Source organism: Pseudomonas sp. MWU349 (genome assembly GCF_017947325.1).
Classification (GTDB): Bacteria; Pseudomonadota; Gammaproteobacteria; order Pseudomonadales; family Pseudomonadaceae; genus Aquipseudomonas; species Aquipseudomonas protegens.
Map to the genome: position 1 here is coordinate 1,613,650 of NZ_JAFEVP010000001.1, position 18,773 is coordinate 1,632,422.

14 protein-coding genes are annotated in these 18,773 nt (G+C 66.8%); 2 read left to right on the top strand and 12 right to left on the bottom strand.

What is annotated here, in order from left to right; genetic code table 11:
• Positions 1-60 precede the first annotated feature (60 nt).
• Together KCG88_RS06900 and KCG88_RS06905 are read left to right on the top strand one after the other, a co-directional pair.
• Positions 61-1,356 carry an MFS transporter gene (locus KCG88_RS06900; protein ID WP_047336605.1) on the top strand — a complete coding sequence of 432 codons (1,296 nt, stop codon included), beginning with the start codon at positions 61-63 and terminating at the stop codon, positions 1,354-1,356.
• Between the two features lie 18 nt (positions 1,357-1,374).
• Positions 1,375-2,361 carry a D-glycerate dehydrogenase gene (locus tag KCG88_RS06905; RefSeq protein ID WP_210712082.1) on the top strand — a complete coding sequence of 329 codons (987 nt, stop codon included), beginning with the start codon at positions 1,375-1,377 and terminating at the stop codon, positions 2,359-2,361.
• A 598-nt stretch (positions 2,362-2,959) separates the two neighbouring features.
• On the opposite strand, the gene KCG88_RS06910 is transcribed toward KCG88_RS06905, so the two are convergent.
• The 12 genes from KCG88_RS06910 to KCG88_RS06965 form a co-directional block, all read right to left on the bottom strand.
• Positions 2,960-3,664 carry an NAD(P)H-dependent oxidoreductase gene (locus KCG88_RS06910; protein ID WP_047336603.1) on the bottom strand — a complete coding sequence of 235 codons (705 nt, stop codon included), beginning with the start codon at positions 3,662-3,664 and terminating at the stop codon, positions 2,960-2,962.
• Between the two features lie 9 nt (positions 3,665-3,673).
• Entirely contained in the window at positions 3,674-4,882 is a 1,209-nt protein-coding gene (locus KCG88_RS06915; RefSeq protein WP_210712084.1) for a pyridoxal phosphate-dependent aminotransferase, read from the bottom strand.
• Positions 4,883-4,909: 27 nt separating this feature from the next.
• On the bottom strand, positions 4,910-6,517 hold the full coding sequence (locus tag KCG88_RS06920; protein WP_210712085.1) for a 5-guanidino-2-oxopentanoate decarboxylase: 1,608 nt from the start codon (positions 6,515-6,517) through the stop codon (positions 4,910-4,912).
• Between the two features lie 10 nt (positions 6,518-6,527).
• Positions 6,528-8,627, bottom strand: coding sequence for an acetate--CoA ligase family protein (locus KCG88_RS06925; RefSeq protein WP_210712086.1), 2,100 nt, complete (start codon positions 8,625-8,627; stop codon positions 6,528-6,530).
• 21 nt (positions 8,628-8,648) lie between these two features.
• Positions 8,649-9,809, bottom strand: coding sequence for an acyl-CoA dehydrogenase family protein (locus KCG88_RS06930; protein ID WP_011061007.1), 1,161 nt, complete (start codon positions 9,807-9,809; stop codon positions 8,649-8,651).
• A gap of 218 nt (positions 9,810-10,027) precedes the next feature.
• On the bottom strand, positions 10,028-10,819 hold the full coding sequence (locus KCG88_RS06935; protein WP_210712087.1) for an enoyl-CoA hydratase-related protein: 792 nt from the start codon (positions 10,817-10,819) through the stop codon (positions 10,028-10,030).
• A 785-nt stretch (positions 10,820-11,604) separates the two neighbouring features.
• On the bottom strand, positions 11,605-13,008 hold the full coding sequence (locus KCG88_RS06940) for an amino acid permease (protein WP_047286255.1): 1,404 nt from the start codon (positions 13,006-13,008) through the stop codon (positions 11,605-11,607).
• Between the two features lie 208 nt (positions 13,009-13,216).
• A complete protein-coding gene (locus tag KCG88_RS06945) occupies positions 13,217-15,466 on the bottom strand; it encodes an ATP-binding protein (RefSeq protein WP_210712088.1) in 2,250 nt (749 codons plus the stop codon).
• On the bottom strand, positions 15,463-16,233 hold the full coding sequence (locus tag KCG88_RS06950; RefSeq protein ID WP_246882621.1) for a transporter substrate-binding domain-containing protein: 771 nt from the start codon (positions 16,231-16,233) through the stop codon (positions 15,463-15,465). Before KCG88_RS06950 ends, KCG88_RS06945 begins: the two co-directional genes overlap by 4 nt.
• A gap of 28 nt (positions 16,234-16,261) precedes the next feature.
• Positions 16,262-16,978 (bottom strand): response regulator, encoded by a 717-nt coding sequence (locus KCG88_RS06955; protein ID WP_047286252.1) that lies wholly within the window; start codon positions 16,976-16,978, stop codon positions 16,262-16,264.
• Positions 16,979-17,055: 77 nt separating this feature from the next.
• Positions 17,056-17,694 carry a TetR family transcriptional regulator C-terminal domain-containing protein gene (locus KCG88_RS06960; RefSeq protein WP_210712090.1) on the bottom strand — a complete coding sequence of 213 codons (639 nt, stop codon included), beginning with the start codon at positions 17,692-17,694 and terminating at the stop codon, positions 17,056-17,058.
• 263 nt (positions 17,695-17,957) lie between these two features.
• Positions 17,958-18,752 carry a class II aldolase/adducin family protein gene (locus KCG88_RS06965; RefSeq protein WP_210712091.1) on the bottom strand — a complete coding sequence of 265 codons (795 nt, stop codon included), beginning with the start codon at positions 18,750-18,752 and terminating at the stop codon, positions 17,958-17,960.
• Positions 18,753-18,773 lie beyond the last annotated feature (21 nt).

The window sequence follows — 18,773 nt, forward strand, 5'->3', positions numbered from 1 at the left end:
AGTAACCGAACACCACGAACCACCTGCTGCGACAAAAACAACAAGCTCAGGAGAACTTTCATGGACACGCTCAAACTCGCCACCCGCCGCTGGTGGTACATCATGCCCATCGTCTTCATCACCTACAGCCTGGCCTACCTGGACCGCGCCAACTACGGTTTCGCCGCGGCCTCGGGCATGGCCGACGACCTGCAGATCACCCCCGGCCTGTCCTCGCTGCTGGGGGCGCTGTTCTTCCTCGGCTATTTCTTCTTCCAGGTGCCCGGGGCGATCTACGCGCAAAAGCGCAGCGTGAAGAAGCTGATCTTTGTCAGCCTGATCCTCTGGGGCGGCCTGGCCACCCTCACCGGGATCGTCGCCAACGCCTACATGCTGATCGGCATCCGCTTCCTGCTGGGGGTGGTAGAGGCCGCGGTGATGCCGGCGATGCTGGTGTACCTGTGCCACTGGTTCACCCGCGCCGAACGCTCCCGGGCCAACACCTTCCTGATCCTCGGCAACCCGGTGACCATGCTCTGGATGTCGGTGGTCTCCGGCTACCTGGTGCAGCACTTCAGCTGGCGCTGGATGTTCATCATCGAAGGCCTGCCGGCGGTGATCTGGGCCTTTATCTGGTGGCGCCTGGCCGATGACCGGCCCAGCCAGGCGCAGTGGCTGAGCCAGGACGAAAAACGCGACCTGGAAAGCGCCCTGGCCGCCGAACAGCAAGGGATCAAGGCGGTGAAGAACTACGCCGAGGCGTTCCGCTCGCCCAGGGTGATCATCCTCGCCTTGCAGTTCTTCTGTTGGAGCATCGGGGTCTACGGCTTTGTCCTGTGGCTGCCGTCGATCCTCAAGCACGGCGCGCAGATGGACATGGTGGAAGCCGGCTGGCTCTCGGCCCTGCCTTACCTGGCGGCGGTGATCGCCATGCTGGCGGTGTCCTGGGGCTCGGACCGCACCCAGAAGCGCAAGCGCTTCGTCTGGCCGCCGCTGCTGGTGGCGGCCATCGCTTTCTACGGCTCCTACCTGCTGGGGGCCGAGCACTTCTGGTGGTCCTACAGCCTGCTGGTGATCGCTGGCGCCTGCATGTACGCGCCCTACGGGCCGTTTTTCGCCATCGTCCCGGAAATCCTTCCGGCCAACGTCGCCGGTGGCGCCATGGCCCTGATCAACAGCATGGGCGCCCTGGGCTCTTTCGGCGGCTCCTACCTGGTGGGCTACCTGAACAGCGCCACCGGCTCCCCCGGCGCCTCCTACCTGCTGATGAGCGGTGCGCTGCTGCTCTCGGTACTGCTGACCCTGCTGCTCAAACCCGGTGCCAACCAGCCGCAGGCCAAGGCCCTGCCCCTGCGCCGGCGCCTGGCTCACCCTTGAAACGGTCTAGAGAACCCCATGAAAAAACACCTGGTGCTGTACAAGAAACTCTCCCCAACGCTGATGGCCCGCCTGCAGGAGCAGGCGCAGGTGACCCTGATCGAAACCCTCGACGCGCCGGGGCTGAACGCCCTGCGCCAGGCGCTGCCGAGCGCCGACGGGCTGCTGGGCGCCAGCCTGCGCCTGGACGCCGAACTGCTGGACCTGGCGCCCCGGTTGCGGGCGGTGGCCAGCGTTTCGGTGGGGGTCGACAACTATGACATCGACTACCTGACCCGGCGCCGCATCCTGCTCAGCAACACCCCCGACGTGCTCACCGAAACCACCGCCGACACCGGCTTCGCGCTGATCCTGGCGACCGCCCGGCGGGTGGTGGAGCTGGCCAACCTGGTGCGCGCCGGGCAATGGCAGCGCAACATCGGGCCGGCGCACTTTGGCACGGATGTCCACGGCAAGACCCTGGGCATCATCGGCATGGGGCGCATCGGCGAAGCCCTGGCCCAACGCGGGCATTTCGGCTTCGGCATGCCAGTGATCTACCACAGTACCCGGCCCAAGCCCGCGGTGGAGCAACGCTTCAATGCCCAGTACCGGAGCCTGGAGCAACTGCTTGAGGAAGCCGACTTCATCTGCCTGACCCTGCCCCTGACCGAACGCACCAAGGGCCTGATCGGCGCCCGGGAGTTCGCCCTGATGCGCCCCGAAAGCATCTTCATCAATATTTCCCGGGGCAAGGTGGTGGATGAAGCGGCGCTGATCGAAGCCCTGCAACAACGGCGGATTCGCGGCGCCGGGCTGGACGTCTTCGAACGCGAGCCGCTGGACCACACCTCGCCGCTGCTGCAACTGCCCAACGTCGTGGCCACCCCGCACATCGGCTCGGCCACCCACGAAACCCGCGAAGCCATGGCCCGCTGCGCAGTGGACAACCTGCTGGCGGCCCTGGCCGGCCAGCGCCCGCCGAACCTGGTCAACCCCGCGGCGTGGACCGGCCCGCATCCCTAGCGGCCAGCCCGCGCAGCGCCCCCGAAGAACGCCCTATCGCCGCGGACGCTCATGTAGGAGCTGGCGTGCCAGCGAAGGCGTCCACAAGAGCAGCACAAGGCTCAAGGGCCTGTTCGCCGGCAAGTCGGCGGCGTATCGCCGCGGACGCTCGTGTAGGAGCTGGCTTGCCAGCGAAGGCGGCCACAAGCGCAGCGCAAGGCTCAAGGGCCTGTTCGCCGGCAAGCCGGCTCCTACCGAGGAAGACGTATCGCCGCGGACGCTCGTGTAGGAGCTGGCTTGCCAGCGAAGGCGGCCGCAAGAGCAGCACAAGGCTCAAGGGCCTGTTCGCCGGCAAGCCGGCTCCTACGGAGGAAGACGTATCGCCGCGGACGCTCGTGTAGGAGCTGGCTTGCCAGCGAAGGCGGCCGCAAGAGCAGCACAAGGCTCAAGGGTCTGTTCGCCGGCAAGCCGGCTCCTACGGAGGAAGACGTATCGCCGCGGACGCTCGTGTAGGAGCTGGCTTGCCAGCGAAGGCGGCCGCAAGAGCAGCACAAGGCTCAAGGGCCTGTTCGCCGGCAAGCCGGCTCCTACGGAGGAAGGCGTATCGGCGGTGGGGATTTCAGACCGGCAAGGGGTACAGGGCTTCGTCGAACTGGTCCAGGCGCGGGAAGACCAGGGGCTGGTCGTGCGCCAGGTGCTGCAGGCGCTGGCGGTAGCTGTGCAGGAAGGCTTGGCGAGCCTCCTGGCTGATGTAGGGCACGTGCCAGGCCACGAAGGGTTCCAGCACGTCATAGCCGACATAGGCCAAAGTGCCGCGCAGCAGCGGGCGCAGCATGTCCTGCAGCGGGCCGTGAATCGCGCCTTCGCCGAACATGTGCTCGCGCCCGCCCAGGGTCAGGGTCACCAGGGCTTTCTTGCCCGCCAGCCCGCCCTGGTCATAGAAACGCTTGCCGCCATAACACACCCCCGACACCAGCACCCGGTCGATCCAGCCCTTGAGCATGGCCGGCACCGAGAACCAGAACACCGGGAAGTTGAGGATCAACAGGTCGGCCCACAGCAGCTTGTCCAGCTCGGCCTGGATATCCGCGGCAATGCTCTGGTTCTTCACCCCCAGGCGCTGTTCCAGGGCATACACCAGGTAATCCGGGTTGTCCCGGGAGGCAAAATCCGCGGCGCTAGCCACCGGGTTCCAGTTCATCGCGTACAGGTCGCTGACCTGTACCTGGTGCCCCTGGGCCTCCAGGGTGCTGCGGGCCTGGTCACGCAAGGCGGCGGTGAAGGACTGCGGTTCGGGGTGGGCGTGGACGATCAACACATTCATGAAGCTTCCTCAGACAGGTTGCACAGTAACAGGGGCATCGCGTTCGGCCAGGCACTGCCGGGCGCACAAGGCGATGCGCCGGCAGGCTTCGCGCAGGTCATCCGCTTGCAGCACCAGCCCCAGGCGGATATGCCCGGCGGCGCTGGGGCCGAAGGCTTCGCCAGCCAGCACCGAGACGCCCTGCTCATCCAGCAGGCGCTCGCTGAAGGCCTGGGCGCTGAGCCCGGTGGCGCGGATATCGACCATGACGAACATGCCGCCATCGGGTTTCAACGGCCGGGCACCGGGGCAATCGGCCAGGCAGTCGCACACCAGGTCCCGGCGCTGGCGATAGGCCTGGGCCATGTCCCGCAGTTGCGGCAAGGCCTGTTCCAGGGCCACCACGGCGGCGTCCTGGATGAATTCAGGTGAGCCGTAGAGCATGCACAGGGCGAGGTTTTCCAGGTGCGCGGCCAGGGCCGTCGGCGCCACCACCCAGCCCAGGCGCCAGCCGGTCATGGCATGGGACTTGGACAGGCTATTGAGGGTCGCGGTGCGCTCGGCCATGCCCGGCAGGCTGGCCGGGCTGACATGCTCGCCTTCGTACAGCAGCTCGCTGTAGACCTCGTCGCAGATCAGCCACAGGTCATGTTCGATGCACAGCGCCGCCAGGGCCTCCCAGGTGGCCCGGGGAATGCTCGCGCCAGTGGGGTTGTGCGGGCTGTTGAGCACCAGGGCCCGGGTCTTGCCGGTGATGCGCGCGGCCACCGCCTCGGGCTGCACCCGAAAGCCGTCCTCGGCCCGCACCGGCAGCGGCACCACCCGGGCGTTGCAGGCGCCGAATACCGCTTCATAGGTGACGTACATCGGCTCGGCCACTATCACCTCGTCCCCCGGGTCCAGCAGGCACTGGGCCACGCTGTACAGGGCGCATTGGGCACCGGCCAGCACCACCACGTGGTCGGCATCCACCACTTGCCCGCTGCGCTGCTGATGACGCCGGGCAATGGCCTCGCGCAAGGCCCGCTTGCCGCGCACATCGGCGTAATGGGTGTGGCCGGCCTGCAGGCTGTCGATGGCCGCCTGGACGATGGGTTGCGGAGTGTCGAAATCCGGGTCGCCCACCGACAGCAACCAGACCTCTTCGCCGCGTTCGCGCTTGGCCAGGGCCCGGTAATGAATGTCCCAGGCGGCGGCGCCGTCTCCGGCAATACGTTGGGTCAGTCGAGAAAAACGCATGCACAAGCTCCAGGCAAAAAGGGATGTTCAGCGCGCGCAGGCGTGCTTGAGTTCGATCAGGGTCACGCCGTTGCGGGCAAAGCCCTCGCGCAGTGCCTGTTGCAACTCATCGAGGCTGGCGGGCTGGCTGACACTGCAACCAAAGGCCCGGGCCAGGGCGGCAAAATCCGGATTGCGCGGCAACACGCCAATGGGCTCGATGTTCAGATCCAGCATGTCGTCGCGGATCTGCCCCAGGGCGTCGTTGTTCCACAGCAGCACCACCAGCGGGCTGCGCAGTTCCTCCACCGCCGTGGCCAACTCCTGCAGCGTGTAGAGAAAACCGCCATCGCCCACCAGCACCAGCCCGGGACGCTCGGGGGCACCGAGCTTGGCGCCGATGCCCGCCGGCAAGCCGTAGCCCAGGGTGCCGTAGCCGGTGGGGTGCAGCCAACTGCGGGTGGCCCGGGTCGGGTACAGGTAGTTGCCGCTGTAGGCCAGTTGGGTCATGTCGCTGGCGATAAAGCCGTGCTCCGGCAGCTCGGCGGCAATGCGTTGCAGGATCGAGCGGTGAATCTGCTGCAAGGGCCCCTGCCCGTTCTGCACCGCCTGGCGCAGATCGGCCACCGCATGAATCGCCGCCCCCGCTTCGGCCGGTGTGGGTGGCAAGGCCTGGAGCAAGGCGTCCAGGGTGGCGCGGGCATCGCCGTGCAAGGCCACCGCACACGGGTAGAAGTCATTGAACTTGCGCGGGTCGATATCCAGGCGCAGCAGCTCGCCGTTCAGCGGCAGGCGCTCGCGCCAGTAGTCGGTGTCGGCCATCTCGGTGCCCACCGCCAGCACCACGTCGGCCTGACTGATCAACTGCCAGCCGGGCTCCACGCACAAGGTCGCCCCGGCGTTCAGTGGCGCCTCGTCCGGCAGCAGGCCCTTGCCGGCGACGCTGCTGAAGAACACCGCCCCCAGGCGCGTGCTCAAGGCGCGCAATTGTTCAGCGGCGTGCAACGCGCCGCCGCCGGCAATGATCATCGGCCGCTTGGCCTTGCGCAGTATGTCCGCCGCCTGCCGGATATCCGCCGCCGCGGCCGGGCCGCGAGCCGGGCGCCGCCGCACTTCGCCGGTCCAGTCCCGGGCCACCTTGGCCGCCAGCACATCCAGGGGCACGCTGATATGCACCGGGCGCGGGCGCTCGCTGTCGAACACGGCAAAGGCCCGGGTGATCAGCTCGGGCAAGTCTTCCGGGCTCAAGGCCAGGGCCGAGAACGCGGTGATCGGCGCGGTAATCGCCCGCTGATCCTGGGTTTCGTGCAGCGAGCCCCATCCCTTGCCCAGGCTGGCGCTGTGGTTGACGCTGGAAATCACCAGCAGCGGGATCGAGTCGGCATAGGCCTGGCCAATCGGCGTGGCGACGTTGGTCACCCCCGGGCCGCTGATAACGAAGCACACCCCGGGCTTGCCGCTGACCCGGGCGTAACCGTCGGCCATGAAGCCCGCGCCCTGCTCGTGGCGGGTCAGCACATGGCGGATGCCGCTGCCGGGCAGGCCGCGATACAGCTCCAGGGTGTGCACCCCGGGAATGCCGAACACCGTGTCGACGCCGTAGCCGGCCAGCAGGCGCACCAGGGCCTGGCCACCGGTCAAGGTCTGATCGTGCATGTCTCTCTCCTCAAGCCTGGCCAAGGCGAATCAACGCATCGACCGCGACGGTGCCCTGGGCACCGACCAACAATGGGTTCACATCCAGTTCCAGCAGTTGCCCGGCATGTTCGCAGGCGTAGTCCGCCACCGCGCCGATGGCCGCCACCAGGGCCTCAAGATCGGCCTCGGGGCGCCCGCGAAAGCCTTGCAGCAAGGTAGCGCTGCGCAGGCTGAGCAGGGCCTGGCGGATCGCCCCTTCGGTGGTGGGCAGCAGCAGGCTGCGGCTGTCCTTGAGCAGTTCCACCAGCACCCCGCCGGCGCCGATCACCAGGGCCAGGCCGAAGTCGTTCTCGCGCTTGATACCGACAATCAGTTCCGCCAGGGGCGCCGCGGCCATGGGCTCCAGCAGGATCTGCTCAAAGGCCAGCCCCGGCGCATGCTCGGCAATCCGCGTGCGCATCAGCCGCAATGCGGCGCTCAGGGCTTCAGGGTCCTTGAGATTGAGGGCCACCGCCCCGGCCTCGGTCTTGTGCGGCAGCTCGGCGCTCACCGCCTTGAGCACCAACGGGTAGCCAATGCCCGCCGCCGCGCTCAGGGCCTGCCCGGGGGTGGTCAACACACCATCGGGGGTGCAAAGGCCGAAGGCGCGCAAGGCCTGCTTGGACTGCCACTCGTCCAGCAGCACAGCGCTACCGTCCAGAGCCTGCGGGCACAGCGGCACCAGGGCCGACTCCCCCAGGGCCAGCAACGCCGGGCGCCGCTGTTGATAGGCGACGATCCGGCCCCAAGCGGCAAGGCCATCCTCCACCCCTTGCAAGGCGGGAATGCCATGGCCGTGCAAACGCTCGCGGGCACTGGCCGGCAGCAGCTCGGGAAAGGCCGAAGTGACAAAACCGCGCTTGCCGTGGCGCTGCAACGCGGCGCAGAACAGCTCCAGCAGCAGGTCGCATTCCTTGCGCTCGCCGGTGAACTCGGCCGGGTAATCCAGCACCAGCATGGCGCTGTCGGCCTCGGTCCGCAGGGCCGTGTCGAGCATGGCTTGCAGGGCCTGGGCATCACCCCAGATGGCGGTGGTGAAATCCAGCGGGTTCACCAGGTTGGCGTAGCCCGGCAGCACCCCGGCCAGCTCGGCGCATTGCCCGGCATCCAGCTTGGGCAACTGCAGGCCGTTGCGCTCGGCGTAGTCGGCGATCAGCCCGGCGTCGCCCCCGGAACAGGCCAGGGCCATCAACTGCGGGCCAGCCGGCAACTGCCCGCAGGAGGCGGCTTTCAAGGTTTCGACAAAACTCACCGGGCCGCTGACCCGGATTACGCCCAGGCGCTGGAACAGCGCGTCGTACAGCGCGTCCGATCCCGACAGCGAACTGGTGTGACTCAAGGCCAGCTCGGCGCCGATCTGCGACACCCCGGTCTTCAGGGCGATGATGGGTATGCCCTTCTCCAGGGCCTTGTGCGCCGCCCGGGCAAAACCCGGCACGTTCTTCAGGCCTTCCAGGTGCAGGCCGATGGCGGTCACCCGCGGCTCGTCCAGCAGCACGTCCATCAATTCGGCAATGCCCAGTTGCGCCTGATTGCCCACCGAGGCCATGTAGGCCACCGGCAGCGAGCGATCGCTCATGGACAGGTTGTAGGCAAAGTTGCCGCTCTGGGTCAGCACCGCCACACCGCGTTCCACGGGTTGACCGCCATGGGCCACCGGCCACAGCGCTGCGCTGTGCAGGTAGTCCAGCAAGCCGTAGCAGTTGGGACCCAGCAGCGCCATGTCGCCCGCGGCCTGGAGCAGTTGCTGTTGCAGGGCCTGGCCCTGGGCGCCGGTTTCGGCAAAGCCCGAGGCGTAGCAGATAGCCCCGCCGGCGCCCTTGGCCGCCAGCGCCGCGACGCAGGTCAGGGTCAGCTCGCGGTTGGTGGCGACGAACACCGCATCCGGGCCGCAAGGCAGTTGTTCGATGCTGGGCACACAGGGCACGCCATCGAGCTCGGCATGCTGCGGGTTGACCAGCCACATGGGCCCGGCAAACCCACCTTCGGCGCAGCGCTTGAGGGCCCGGGCCATGCTGCGCCCACCGACGAAAGCCAAGTGCCTTGGGGCCAGCAGGCGCTTGAGATTGTCACGCAAAGTCTGGGACATGACGGCAATTCTCCAGGGCGCTCAGCGCATCAGCGGCCGCAGCAGTTCACGGGAAATGATGTGGCGCTGGATCTCCGAGGTGCCCTCCCAGATCCGCTCGATCCGCGCGTTGCGCCAGATGCGCTCCACCGGGCCTTCGTCCATCAGGCCCATGCCGCCGTAGATCTGCACCGCCTCGTCGGCCACCCGGCCCAGCACTTCACTGGCGAACAGCTTGGCCATGCCGGCCTCGCCATCGGTCATGCTGCCCTGGTCCATCTTCCAGGCGGTGTGCAGGGTCAACAGCTCGGCGGCGCGGATCTGCGTGGCCATGTCCGCCAGCTTGAACGACACCCCCTGGTAGCTGCCGATGGCCTGGCCGAACTGCTTGCGGTCCGCGGCCCATTGCAGGGAGGCATCCAGGGCGCGCTGGGCCTGCCCGACGCAGTTGGCGGCGACCATCACCCGCCCGGCGGTGAGCCAGGCGTTGGCCACTTCCCAACCCTTGCCCACCTCCCCCAGCACCTTGGAAGCCGGTACCCGGCAGTCGTCGAAGAACATCTCGAAGGTGTGGTAGCCGCGGTTGCTCACGCACTTGGGGCCCCGGCGGATGGTCAGGCCCGGGGTGTCGCGGTCCACCAGGAACGAGGTCACCGCGTTGCGCTGGCGGCCGTTGTGCTCATAGGTGCCGGTAACGGCGAAGACAATGGCGAAATCCGCATGCCCGGCGTGGCTGATGAAATGCTTGCTGCCGTTGAGCACGAAGTCGCCGCCATCGCGCACGGCGCGGGTCTTGATCGCATTGGCGTCGGAGCCAGCGCCGGGTTCGGTCAGGGCGAAGCAGTCGACCTTGCGCCCCTGCACGCAGGGCAGCAGGTAGTCGCCGATCTGCGAGCCGGTGCAGGCCATGAGGATTTTCGACGGCCGGGCAACGAACACATGCAGGGCCCAGGAACACTTGGCCAGCTCGCGCTCAATCAGCGCCTGGGACAGGTAGTCCAGGCCGCCGCCCCCCACTTCTTCCGGCATGTTGAAGGCATAGAAGCCGGCGGCGATGGCCTTGCTGCGGATCTCCCCGGCGAGGTCGGCGCTGACCTCATCGGCGCGGTCCACCGCCTCTTCGTGGGGCAGCAACTCCTTGCTGACAAAACTGCGAACCGCGTCCACCAACATTTCTTGTTCTTGGCTGAGTTGGAAATTCATGGCGCTACCTGTGAGTGATTGACGGTGCAAAAAAACGAGTGACCTGGCAGGACGTTCTGGCGAAAAACACCTTCTCGTAGGAGCCAGCTTGCTGGCGAACAGGCCCTTGAATCAGGCGCTGTTCTTGCGGGCGCCTTCGCCGGCAAGCCGGCTCCTACAAAATGGGCGCATGGCCCAGGGGCCCTTTCGCCGGCAAACCGAGCGCCGCCCGGCCGCCCCTACAGCCCTTGGAAACGTGGCGGGCGTTTTTCGCTGACGGCACGCAGGGCTTCGGCGCCGTCGGCGCTACGCCCGCACAGCAGGCCAGCGGCCAGTTCGGCGGCCAGTTGCTGCGCCAGGCTGCGGTCGGCGCCCTGGCGTATCAGCTTCTTGGTCTGGGCAAAGGCGAAGGTCGGGCCCGTGGCCAGGCGCGCCGCCAGCTCGCTGACGCTGCCGATCAGTTGCTCGTCGGCGCACACCTCGCCGACCAAACCGGCGGCCAGGGCGCGTTCGGCGCTCCACAACTCATCGAGAAACAGCAGGCGCTTGGCCTGTTCGCTGCCGATCAAGCGCGGCAGGTGCCAACTGGCCCCGGCGTCCGGCGAGTAGGCCATGCTGGTGTAGCCGGCCTTGAAGCGCGCCGACTGCCCGGCCACCCGCAGGTCGCAGCACAGCGCCAGGTCCATGCCACCGCCCACCGCCGTGCCGTTGATGGCGGCGATGGTGGGTTTGTCCAGGCTGTGCAAGCAGGTCATCAAGGCGTGGGCGGTTTCGGTCCAGCCGTAGCTTTCCAGGGCGCCCCGGGCCTCGGCTTCGGCCCATTCCGCCAGATCGGCCCCGGCGCAGAAACTGCGGCCGCTGCCGGTCAGCACCAGCACCCGTACCGCCGGGTCACTGTTGCAGTGCTCCAGCAAGGCATGCAGTTGCTTGAGGGTGGGGATGTCCAGGGCGTTGCGTTGCTCCGGGCGATTGAGGGTGATCCAGGCTACGCCGGCTTCGATCCGGCTGAGCAGCGACGATGAAGGGGTCATGTGCGTCCTCGAATTATTGTGGTTGGCGTGAGGGAGGTGACGTGAGGGTCATACTAAACGAGTGTTCAACAAGGCGGCAATTGGTTGATTGAGGCCAGTCCTCATTCTGATAAACACACATAACTTATTGTTTTAAATGGATATTAATCAGAATCAATCGTTGTTTAGGGCGCCGCTGTTACAACTTCGAACAACCGCCTACAACCTCCCGCGCGGCCTCTGTAGCCGCTGCCGAGGCTGCGGAGGCGTCCGCCCAGGCAATACAAGGCTCAACGGCCTCTTCGCCGGCAAGCCGGCTTCTACGGGGTGAGACTGTGGGATGTGCCTGCCTGCTGTAGGAGCTGGCTTGCCAGCGAAGGCGTCCGCCCAGGCGATGCAAGGCTTGCGGGCCTCTTCGCCGGCAAGCCGGCTCCTACGGGGTGAGGCTGTGGGATGTGCCTGCAGGCTGTAGGAGCTGGCTTGCCAGCGAAGGCGTCCGCCCAGGCAATGCAAGGCTCAACGGCCTCTTCGCCGGCAAGCCGGCTCCTACGGGGTGAGTCTGTGGGATGTGCCTGCCTGCTGTAGGAGCTGGCTTGCCAGCGAAGGCTTCCGCCCAGGCGATGCAAGGCTTGCGGGCCTCTTCGCCGGCAAGCCGGCTCCTACGGGGTGAGGCCGTGGGATGTGCCTGCCGGCTGTAGGAGCTGGCTTGCCAGCGAAGGCGTCCGCCCAGGCGATGCAAGGCTTTAAGGGCCTCTTCGCCGGCAAGCCGGCTCCTACGGGAGCCTGCGCGGTGTGCCTGCCGGCTCCTACAGGGCGGCTGCAGGTTGCAATTGGCGTTTGCGCTGCATCAGGTAGTAGGCGCCGTAGCACAGGGCGATAAAGCCCGAGCCCCAGTACAGCGACGGACGCTGGGTTTCATCCAGGGCCAGGAACACGAACAGCGAACTGCACAGGACGATGCACAGCAGCGGCACCAGGGGGAACCAGGGCGCGCGGTACTTGAGCTGCTCCAGTTGCCCGCCTTCGCGCAGGAACTGGCGGCGGAAGCGGTACTGGGCCAGGGCAATGACGATCCAGGTCACGGTGCCGGCCATGCCGCTCACCGCCATCAGCACCATGAACAGGGTGTCGGCGGCGATGAAGCTGGTCATCAGCGAGATCAGGGCAAAACACAGGGTGATGAACAGGGCGCGCAGGGGGACGCCTTGTTTGCTCAGGGGCGACAGGACCTTGGGCGCCATGCCGGATTTAGACATGGCCCAGAGGATGCGCGTGGAGGCATACAGCCCGGAGTTGCCCACCGAGAGGATCGCCGTGAGGATCACGAAGTTCATCAGGTCGGCGGCGTAGGGAATGCCCACCATGTCGAACACCTGGACGAAGGGGCTTTCCACCAGCCCGGCTTGCTGCCAGGGAATGATCGCGGCCAGCACCATCACCGCCAGGACGTAGAAGATCAGCACGCGGAACACCACGTTGCGCACGGCACGCGGAATGCTTTTTTCCGGCTGGTCGGTTTCACCGGCGGCCACGCCCATGATCTCGCAGCCCTGGAAGGCGTAGACCACGGTCATCATCACCGCGAACACCGCCGGCAGGCCGTTGGGGAACAGGGAGTCGCCCTTGAGGTTGTCGAACATCGGCGCCGGGGCGCCGCTGGGCAGGTCGATGACGCCGAAGATCACCAGCGCGCCCACCACGATAAAGCTCAGGATCGCCAGCACCTTGACCCCGGCGAACCAGTATTCGGCCTCGCCAAAGGCCCGGGTGGCCAGGGCGTTGATGCCGAACAGCAAGGCCACGAACAGCGCCGACCAGTACCAGATCGGCACCCCGGGGAACCAGCGCTGCATCAGCATGCCGGCGGCGGTGAATTCCAGGCCCACGGTGGTGGCCCAGCTCATCCAGTAGACCCAGCCGATCATGAAGCCGGTGGCCGGGCCGATGTACTTGGTGGCGTGGGCCTGGAACGAGCCGGACACCGGCATCTGCACCGACAGCTCGCCCAGGCAGACCATTACCAGGTACATCAGGAAGCCGGCCACCAGGTAGGAGAGGATCGCCCCCCAGGGCCCGCCCTGGTTGATGGTGACCCCGGAGCCCATGAACAGCCCGGTGCCAATCACACCGCCCAGGGACAGCATGAAAATGTGCCGGCTCTTCAGCGAGCGCGTCAGTTGGATGCCTTTGCGTTCAGTACTGGTCGTCATGGTGCACCTCAGCAGTCGGTGAGGCGCAGGGCGCGGGGTGATGGGACGGGGCGCGGGGTACAAGCAGCTTGCAGGCCGTTCATTATTATTATCTCCAATAAGCTTCGAAGGCCGCGGCGGGCGCGGCTTGGGCGATTATTGGAAAGTCATGTAAGTTCGGGTTGAAGCAAAAGATCGAAGATGTAAAAAGTCGTAAGGATTTTGTACGTCAGGCCGCCAGCAACTGCTCCAGCAAGCGCCGCGACTGCTGCCAGCAGGGCTCCAGGCGCAGCGCCAGAGCGGCCAGCGCCGGATGGTCGACCTGCTGCGCCGCGGTTTCCACTTCCCGCAGGACCCCGGCCAGGGCGCAGAAGCCCAACGAGTCGGTACTGCCGGCCAGGCGATGGGCCAGATGCAGGACCTGCATGCAGTCCCCGGCGGCCAGGGCTTCGGCCAGCAGCGGTTGCTGCTGGTCCAGGGCCTGGGCCAGGACCTTGAGCAGGTCCTGCACCTTCTGCTGCCCGAGCAAGGTGCCATGGGTGTCCAGCAGCCCCTGGTCCACCAGCCCATGCGGGCGCGCAGGCGGCGTACCGCCCTGCCCGGCCAGTACCTGACGCAGGCTGTCGAGTTGCAACGGCTTGCCGAGAATGCCTTGCATGCCGGCCTCCAGGTAGCCGCTGACCAGGGCCGGCTGGACACTGGCGGTCAGGGCGAAGATCCGCGCCTCACGGTTGGGCCCGGGGTGGCGGCGGATTTGCCGGCACAGCTCGACCCCGCTGATGCCGGGCAGGTGCACATCCAGCAGCAACAGGTCGAAGGCTTGCTGCCCGCACAGGGCCAGGGCCGTCTCGCCGTCTTGCGCCAGCCACACCCGATGGCCGTCGCGCTCCAGCAGGCCGCTGGCCACCTGGCGATTGAGGGCCACGTCCTCCACCACCAGAATGTTCAGGCCCTGCGCCGGCCCTTCGACCTGTGCCGGCAAGGGTTCCTGGCCGATCGCCAGGGGCAGCTCGAACCAGAAGCAACTGCCCTGCCCCAGCTCGCTGTCCACCCCCAGGCGGCCGCCCAGTTGCTCGATCAGGTGCTTGCAGATCGCCAGGCCCAGGCCGGTGCCGCCGTAGCGCCGGGTCACCTCGTCGCTGGCCTGGACGAACCGTTCGAAGATCTTCTCGCGCATCGAGGCGGCAATGCCGATGCCGTTGTCGCGCACGCTGAAACGCAGGCGCTGGCTATCCGCGGCGTTGTCCAGCACCTGCACCTCGACCTGCACCCAGCCGCCCTCGGTAAAGCGAATGGCGTTGGCCAGCAGGTTGCTCAGCACCTGGCGCAGGTACTGTTCGGCGCCCTGTTGCCACGGCGCCAGTTGCGGGTCCAGCCGCCATTCCAGGCGGTTGCCATTGGCCCGGGCCCGGGGCTCCAGGAGGGTGGTGACCTCCTCCAGCAATTGGCGCAGGGAGAAATTCCGGACGTCGGGGCGGCTGTGGCCTTCTTCCAGGCGGGCGAAGGACAGCACTTCGTTGAGAATGCCGAGCAAGCCTTCGCCGGCCTTGTGCAGGGCCTGCAAGCGCTGGCGATCCTGGCTGCCCAGGGGCGCCGAACGCAGCAGTTCGGCCATGCCGAGGATGCCATTCAAGGGGGTGCGCAGTTCATGGCTCATGGTCGCCAGAAAGCGCGACTTGGCGAGGTTCGCGGCTTCGGCCTCGTCCTTGGCGTGCATCAGGCTGGCGGTGCGGCGCTGGACCATTTTCTGCAATTCATCGCGCTTGTCCTGCAGGGCCAGGCGGTCGGCTTCGCGGCGCTGCACATCATCGAGCACCGCCCGGCGCATGTCGTCCAGGGCCCGGGCCACGGTGTCGATCTCGTCGCCGCCGGGGCGCTGGCGCTTGTCCAGATGCAAGGGCTCGTGCAGCTCGCCGGCCGCCACGCGCCGGGCGAAATCGGCCATCACTTGCAGGTGCCGGGTCACCAGGCGGTAGAACAGCCCGGACAAGGCCACCGCCAACCCGCAGAGAAACACGCTCATCCACAACAGGCTGGCCAGCCCGGTGGCGTACAAGCGCCGGTACACCGCCCCCAGGTCGGTGCTGACCTGCAACTCGCCGAGCTGGCGCAGCGGCCCGGACGGCGGCTGGTAGCTCAGGGGGAAACGCTCGACCCGCAGCGGCCCGATCAGCTCGGCGCTGCCCTGCTGCAAGTCGAAGTCGTTGCTGATCAGGTGCACCCGGGCCACATCGGAAAAGTCCACCAGCCCCTGCAACTGCACGGTCAGCTGCTCCTGGTTGAGGTCCCACAGGTTGCGTTCCAGGCTGCCCAGGTAACCGGCGCGGATCAGCTCCATGCGGCTGTCGATGTCGCGCATTTCCCGGCGGTATTCGAAGTACAGCTGCACGCTGCTGGCGAGCACGGTGAAGCACAGGCTGAACAGCAGGATAAACAGCAACAGGCGGCGCAACAGGCCGCTGGGCCGCAGCGCAATCATGGCCGGCCCTCCACCTGGGCCTTGAGCATGGCGCGGTAGTCGTCCTGGCTCTGCGCCAGCCAGCGCTGGATCGCCCCGCTGTCCACCTGGCGCTGCAACTGGGCGTCGATCTCGGCCATGCGCGCCGCCAGGGGCGAATGGCGCGACACCGCCAGGCGCAGGTAGTCGACGCTCACCGCCTGGGGCAAGGCGATGATGTCCTGGGCCCCCGGCAATTGCTCGATGAACAGCTGCCCGGTGCGGCGTTCATAGGGGATGAAATCGATGCGCTGGCGGATCAGCTTGCCGAAATTCTGTTGGCTGCTGGAGACCCATTCGATATTGCCGTGCTGCACCACTTCGCGGTCGAAATCCTGGCCGTAGCTCTCGCCGAACAGCAGGCCGCCGCGGTAGGCGGTCAGGTCCTGCAAGTGGGTAAAACTCGGCAGGTTGCGGCGGTTGACGAACAGCGCCACCTCCTCACGCAGCACCGGCACCCGGGAAAACAACAGGTCCTGCTGGCGCTGGCCGGTGCTGTAGGCCAGCACCACATCCACCCGGCCGGCCGCGGCGTCCAGCAGGCAGCGCTTCCAGTTGCCCAGCACCACCACCTGCACCTGATAGCCCAGGTCCCCCAGCACCTGGCGCACCACCGTCGGTGCCAGGCCGCGCACCTGGCTGCCGTCGCTCCAGGAAATCGGCGGGTACACCGGGTAGTCGCAATAACGCAGCACGGGCTGGGGCTCGGCCCAGGTCGCGCCGGCCAGCGGGATCAGGCACAGGCCCAGGTACAGCACCAGCGCGCGACGCAGCAATTCAGGCCGCCACGCTGGCGGTGAACAGGTAACCGGCGCCGTGGATGGTGATGATCAGCTCCGGCTCGGCCGGATCGTCGTGCAGCTTGCGCCGCAGGCGGCCCACCAGCACGTCGATGGAACGGTCGCTGGGCACCCATTCGCGGTTGCGGATCTGGTCCATCAACTGGTCGCGGCTCAGGGTGTGGCCGCTGTTGCGCAGGAACACGCTGAGCAATTGGTATTCGCCGTGGGTCAGCAGGGTTTCAGCACCCCGCGGGTCGATCAGCCGGCGGCGGTCGGTGTCCAGGGCCCAGTCGGCGAACTGCTTGACCGGGCTCGGGCTGTTGGCCGGGGCCTGGGGCGGGCGGGCCTGGCGCACCCGACGGATCAGGTTCTTGGCCCGGGACACCAGCTCGCGGGGGTTGAGGGGTTTGATCACGTAGTCGTCGGCACCGCATTCCAGGCCGACGATGCGGTCGATGTCGTCGTTGCGCCCGGTGATCAGGATGATCCCCACCTCCGAGCGCACCCGCAGTTCCCGGGTCAGGGTCAGGCCGTCCTTGCCCGGCAGGCGGATATCCAGCATCAGCAGGTCCACCGTGTGCTGGCCGAGAAAGCTCTCCGCCTGCTCCGCGGTGGCGGCGCAATGCACGTCGTAGCCTTCCTGAGAGAGATAAGCCTGAAGCAGCTCGCGAATCAGCGGATCGTCGTCGACGATCAATACCCGAGGAGTCATCGCCTGTTTCCTGATTATTTTTATTGGAGATCAAGCCTTGCGCACGCTAACCATTACTGAACAACCGATCAATAGCCCTATGTCGGCCTGACGAAACCGCGCCCGCCGCTGGCCAGCAGGCCCTCGACCCAGGCTTCGCAGATCTGCACGCCCTGCTGCGGGCTGAAGGTCCCCGGGTTGAGCCCGGACTCCAGCCACAGGCCGTCGAGCAAGGCGCTGAGGCTGATGGCCGCCAGATCGGCGTCGAAGCCTTTCCAGCCCTGAATGCCGGCCAACTGGCCCAGCAGGCCGGCCAGCTCGTTGCGGTATTCACCATAGGAGTGTTCGTGGGCCAGGTTGATCGCCTCGGCGGTCTTCACCGCGCCCCAGAAGGCCAGCCAGGCATCCAGCAGCCGTGGGTCCAGCAGTTCGGCGCAGAACGAGGCGCGAAAGAACGCCGACAGCCGCTGCCGGGGGTCGGGCTCGGCCTGCTCCATGGCCTCGCGCAGCAGGCTCATGACCCGCCCGGTGATCGCGCGATAGGCCTCGGCCACCAGCTCGTCCTTGCCGGAATAGTGATGGCTGATCAGCCCCACCGAAACCCCGGCCTCGGCGGAGATCTTGCGGATCGACGCGCCCTGGAAACCGTGGAGCTTGAGGCAGGTCAGCGTCGCCTCGATCAGCTCGGCCTTGCGCAGGTCGGGTTCCAGGCGGGAAAAGCGCGCTTCCTGGCTCATGGGGCGGGTTCCTTGGGCAGTGGCGGGAAGTTGAAACTGAACGACTGTACAACAGGCCTTCCGTGGCTATCCAGCGTTTGTGTGGCCGCGCCAAGCCGCACCAAGTCCTGTAACCGCTGCCGTAGGCTGCGAACGGGCTGGGCGGCATTCCGTCGCAGGGACGCCACGATCTTCAAGGCGACACAGGTTCGGCTGCAGATCGTCAAGCAAGGCCCTGCGGGCCTTTTCGCAGCTTCGCCAGGGCTCAGCAGCGGCTACAGGGGTCAGGCGCGGTAGTCGGGGGCGATGCGCTCCAGCAGGCGCAGCAACGCTGCCCAGGCCAGTTGCATGGCGTCCGGGTCGTTGAGTTCGCCTTCCTGCAAAGGCCGGCCCGGGTCGTTGAACTGGCGTTCGGTGTGGGCACAGACCGCGTCCGGCGGTAGCACGATCTCCCCCGCCGCCTGGGCCGCCAGTTGGATCTCGCAGGCTTTCTCCAGGTAGTACATGCGCAAAAACGCCTGGCTCACGGTTTCGCCCACGGTGAGCAGGCCATGGTTGCGCAGCATCAGCACGCTCTTGTCCCCCAGGTCGGCCACCAGCCGTTGCTGCTCGCTCAGGTCCAGGGCCACGCCTTCGTAGTCGTGGTAGGCCACGCGGCCATAGAACTCCATGGAGATCTGGTTCACCGGCAGCAAGCCGCACTTGAGCGCCGCCACCGCGCAACCGGCCTTGGTGTGGGTGTGCAGCACGCACTGGGCGTCTTCCCGGGCGCCGTGAATCGCGCTGTGAATCACAAAACCCGCCGGGTTCACCGGGTACGGCGACGGCTCCACCGCCTCGCCATTGAGGTCGATCTTCACTAGGTTGGAGGCGGTGATTTCCTCGAACATCAGGCCGTAGGGGTTGATCAGGAAGTGATGCTCGGGCCCGGGCAGGCGCACCGAGATATGGGTGAAGATCAGGTCGGTCATGCGAAAGTGCGCGATCAGGCGGTAGCAGGCCGCCAATTCTTCCCGCAGGCGCTGTTCAGTGACGCTGCGCTCGGTCAGGGCGTAGGGGCTGGGAGCGATGTTGTTCATTATTGGAGTCCTCCAGGCTGT

What these genes read in the sequence shown, in the direction of transcription:
- KCG88_RS06910 (WP_047336603.1), bottom strand. Translation starts at nt 3,664, where the DNA reads ATGAATGTGTTGATCGTCCACGCCCACCCCGAACCGCAGTCCTTCACC.
- KCG88_RS06925 (WP_210712086.1), bottom strand. Translation starts at nt 8,627, where the DNA reads ATGTCCCAGACTTTGCGTGACAATCTCAAGCGCCTGCTGGCCCCAAGG.
- KCG88_RS06940 (WP_047286255.1), bottom strand. Translation starts at nt 13,008, where the DNA reads ATGACGACCAGTACTGAACGCAAAGGCATCCAACTGACGCGCTCGCTG.
- KCG88_RS06935 (WP_210712087.1), bottom strand. Translation starts at nt 10,819, where the DNA reads ATGACCCCTTCATCGTCGCTGCTCAGCCGGATCGAAGCCGGCGTAGCC.
- KCG88_RS06915 (WP_210712084.1), bottom strand. Translation starts at nt 4,882, where the DNA reads ATGCGTTTTTCTCGACTGACCCAACGTATTGCCGGAGACGGCGCCGCC.
- KCG88_RS06900 (WP_047336605.1), top strand. Translation starts at nt 61, where the DNA reads ATGGACACGCTCAAACTCGCCACCCGCCGCTGGTGGTACATCATGCCC.
- KCG88_RS06920 (WP_210712085.1), bottom strand. Translation starts at nt 6,517, where the DNA reads ATGCACGATCAGACCTTGACCGGTGGCCAGGCCCTGGTGCGCCTGCTG.
- KCG88_RS06965 (WP_210712091.1), bottom strand. Translation starts at nt 18,752, where the DNA reads ATGAACAACATCGCTCCCAGCCCCTACGCCCTGACCGAGCGCAGCGTC.
- KCG88_RS06960 (WP_210712090.1), bottom strand. Translation starts at nt 17,694, where the DNA reads ATGAGCCAGGAAGCGCGCTTTTCCCGCCTGGAACCCGACCTGCGCAAG.
- KCG88_RS06930 (WP_011061007.1), bottom strand. Translation starts at nt 9,809, where the DNA reads ATGAATTTCCAACTCAGCCAAGAACAAGAAATGTTGGTGGACGCGGTT.
- KCG88_RS06905 (WP_210712082.1), top strand. Translation starts at nt 1,375, where the DNA reads ATGAAAAAACACCTGGTGCTGTACAAGAAACTCTCCCCAACGCTGATG.
- KCG88_RS06945 (WP_210712088.1), bottom strand. Translation starts at nt 15,466, where the DNA reads ATGATTGCGCTGCGGCCCAGCGGCCTGTTGCGCCGCCTGTTGCTGTTT.
- KCG88_RS06955 (WP_047286252.1), bottom strand. Translation starts at nt 16,978, where the DNA reads ATGACTCCTCGGGTATTGATCGTCGACGACGATCCGCTGATTCGCGAG.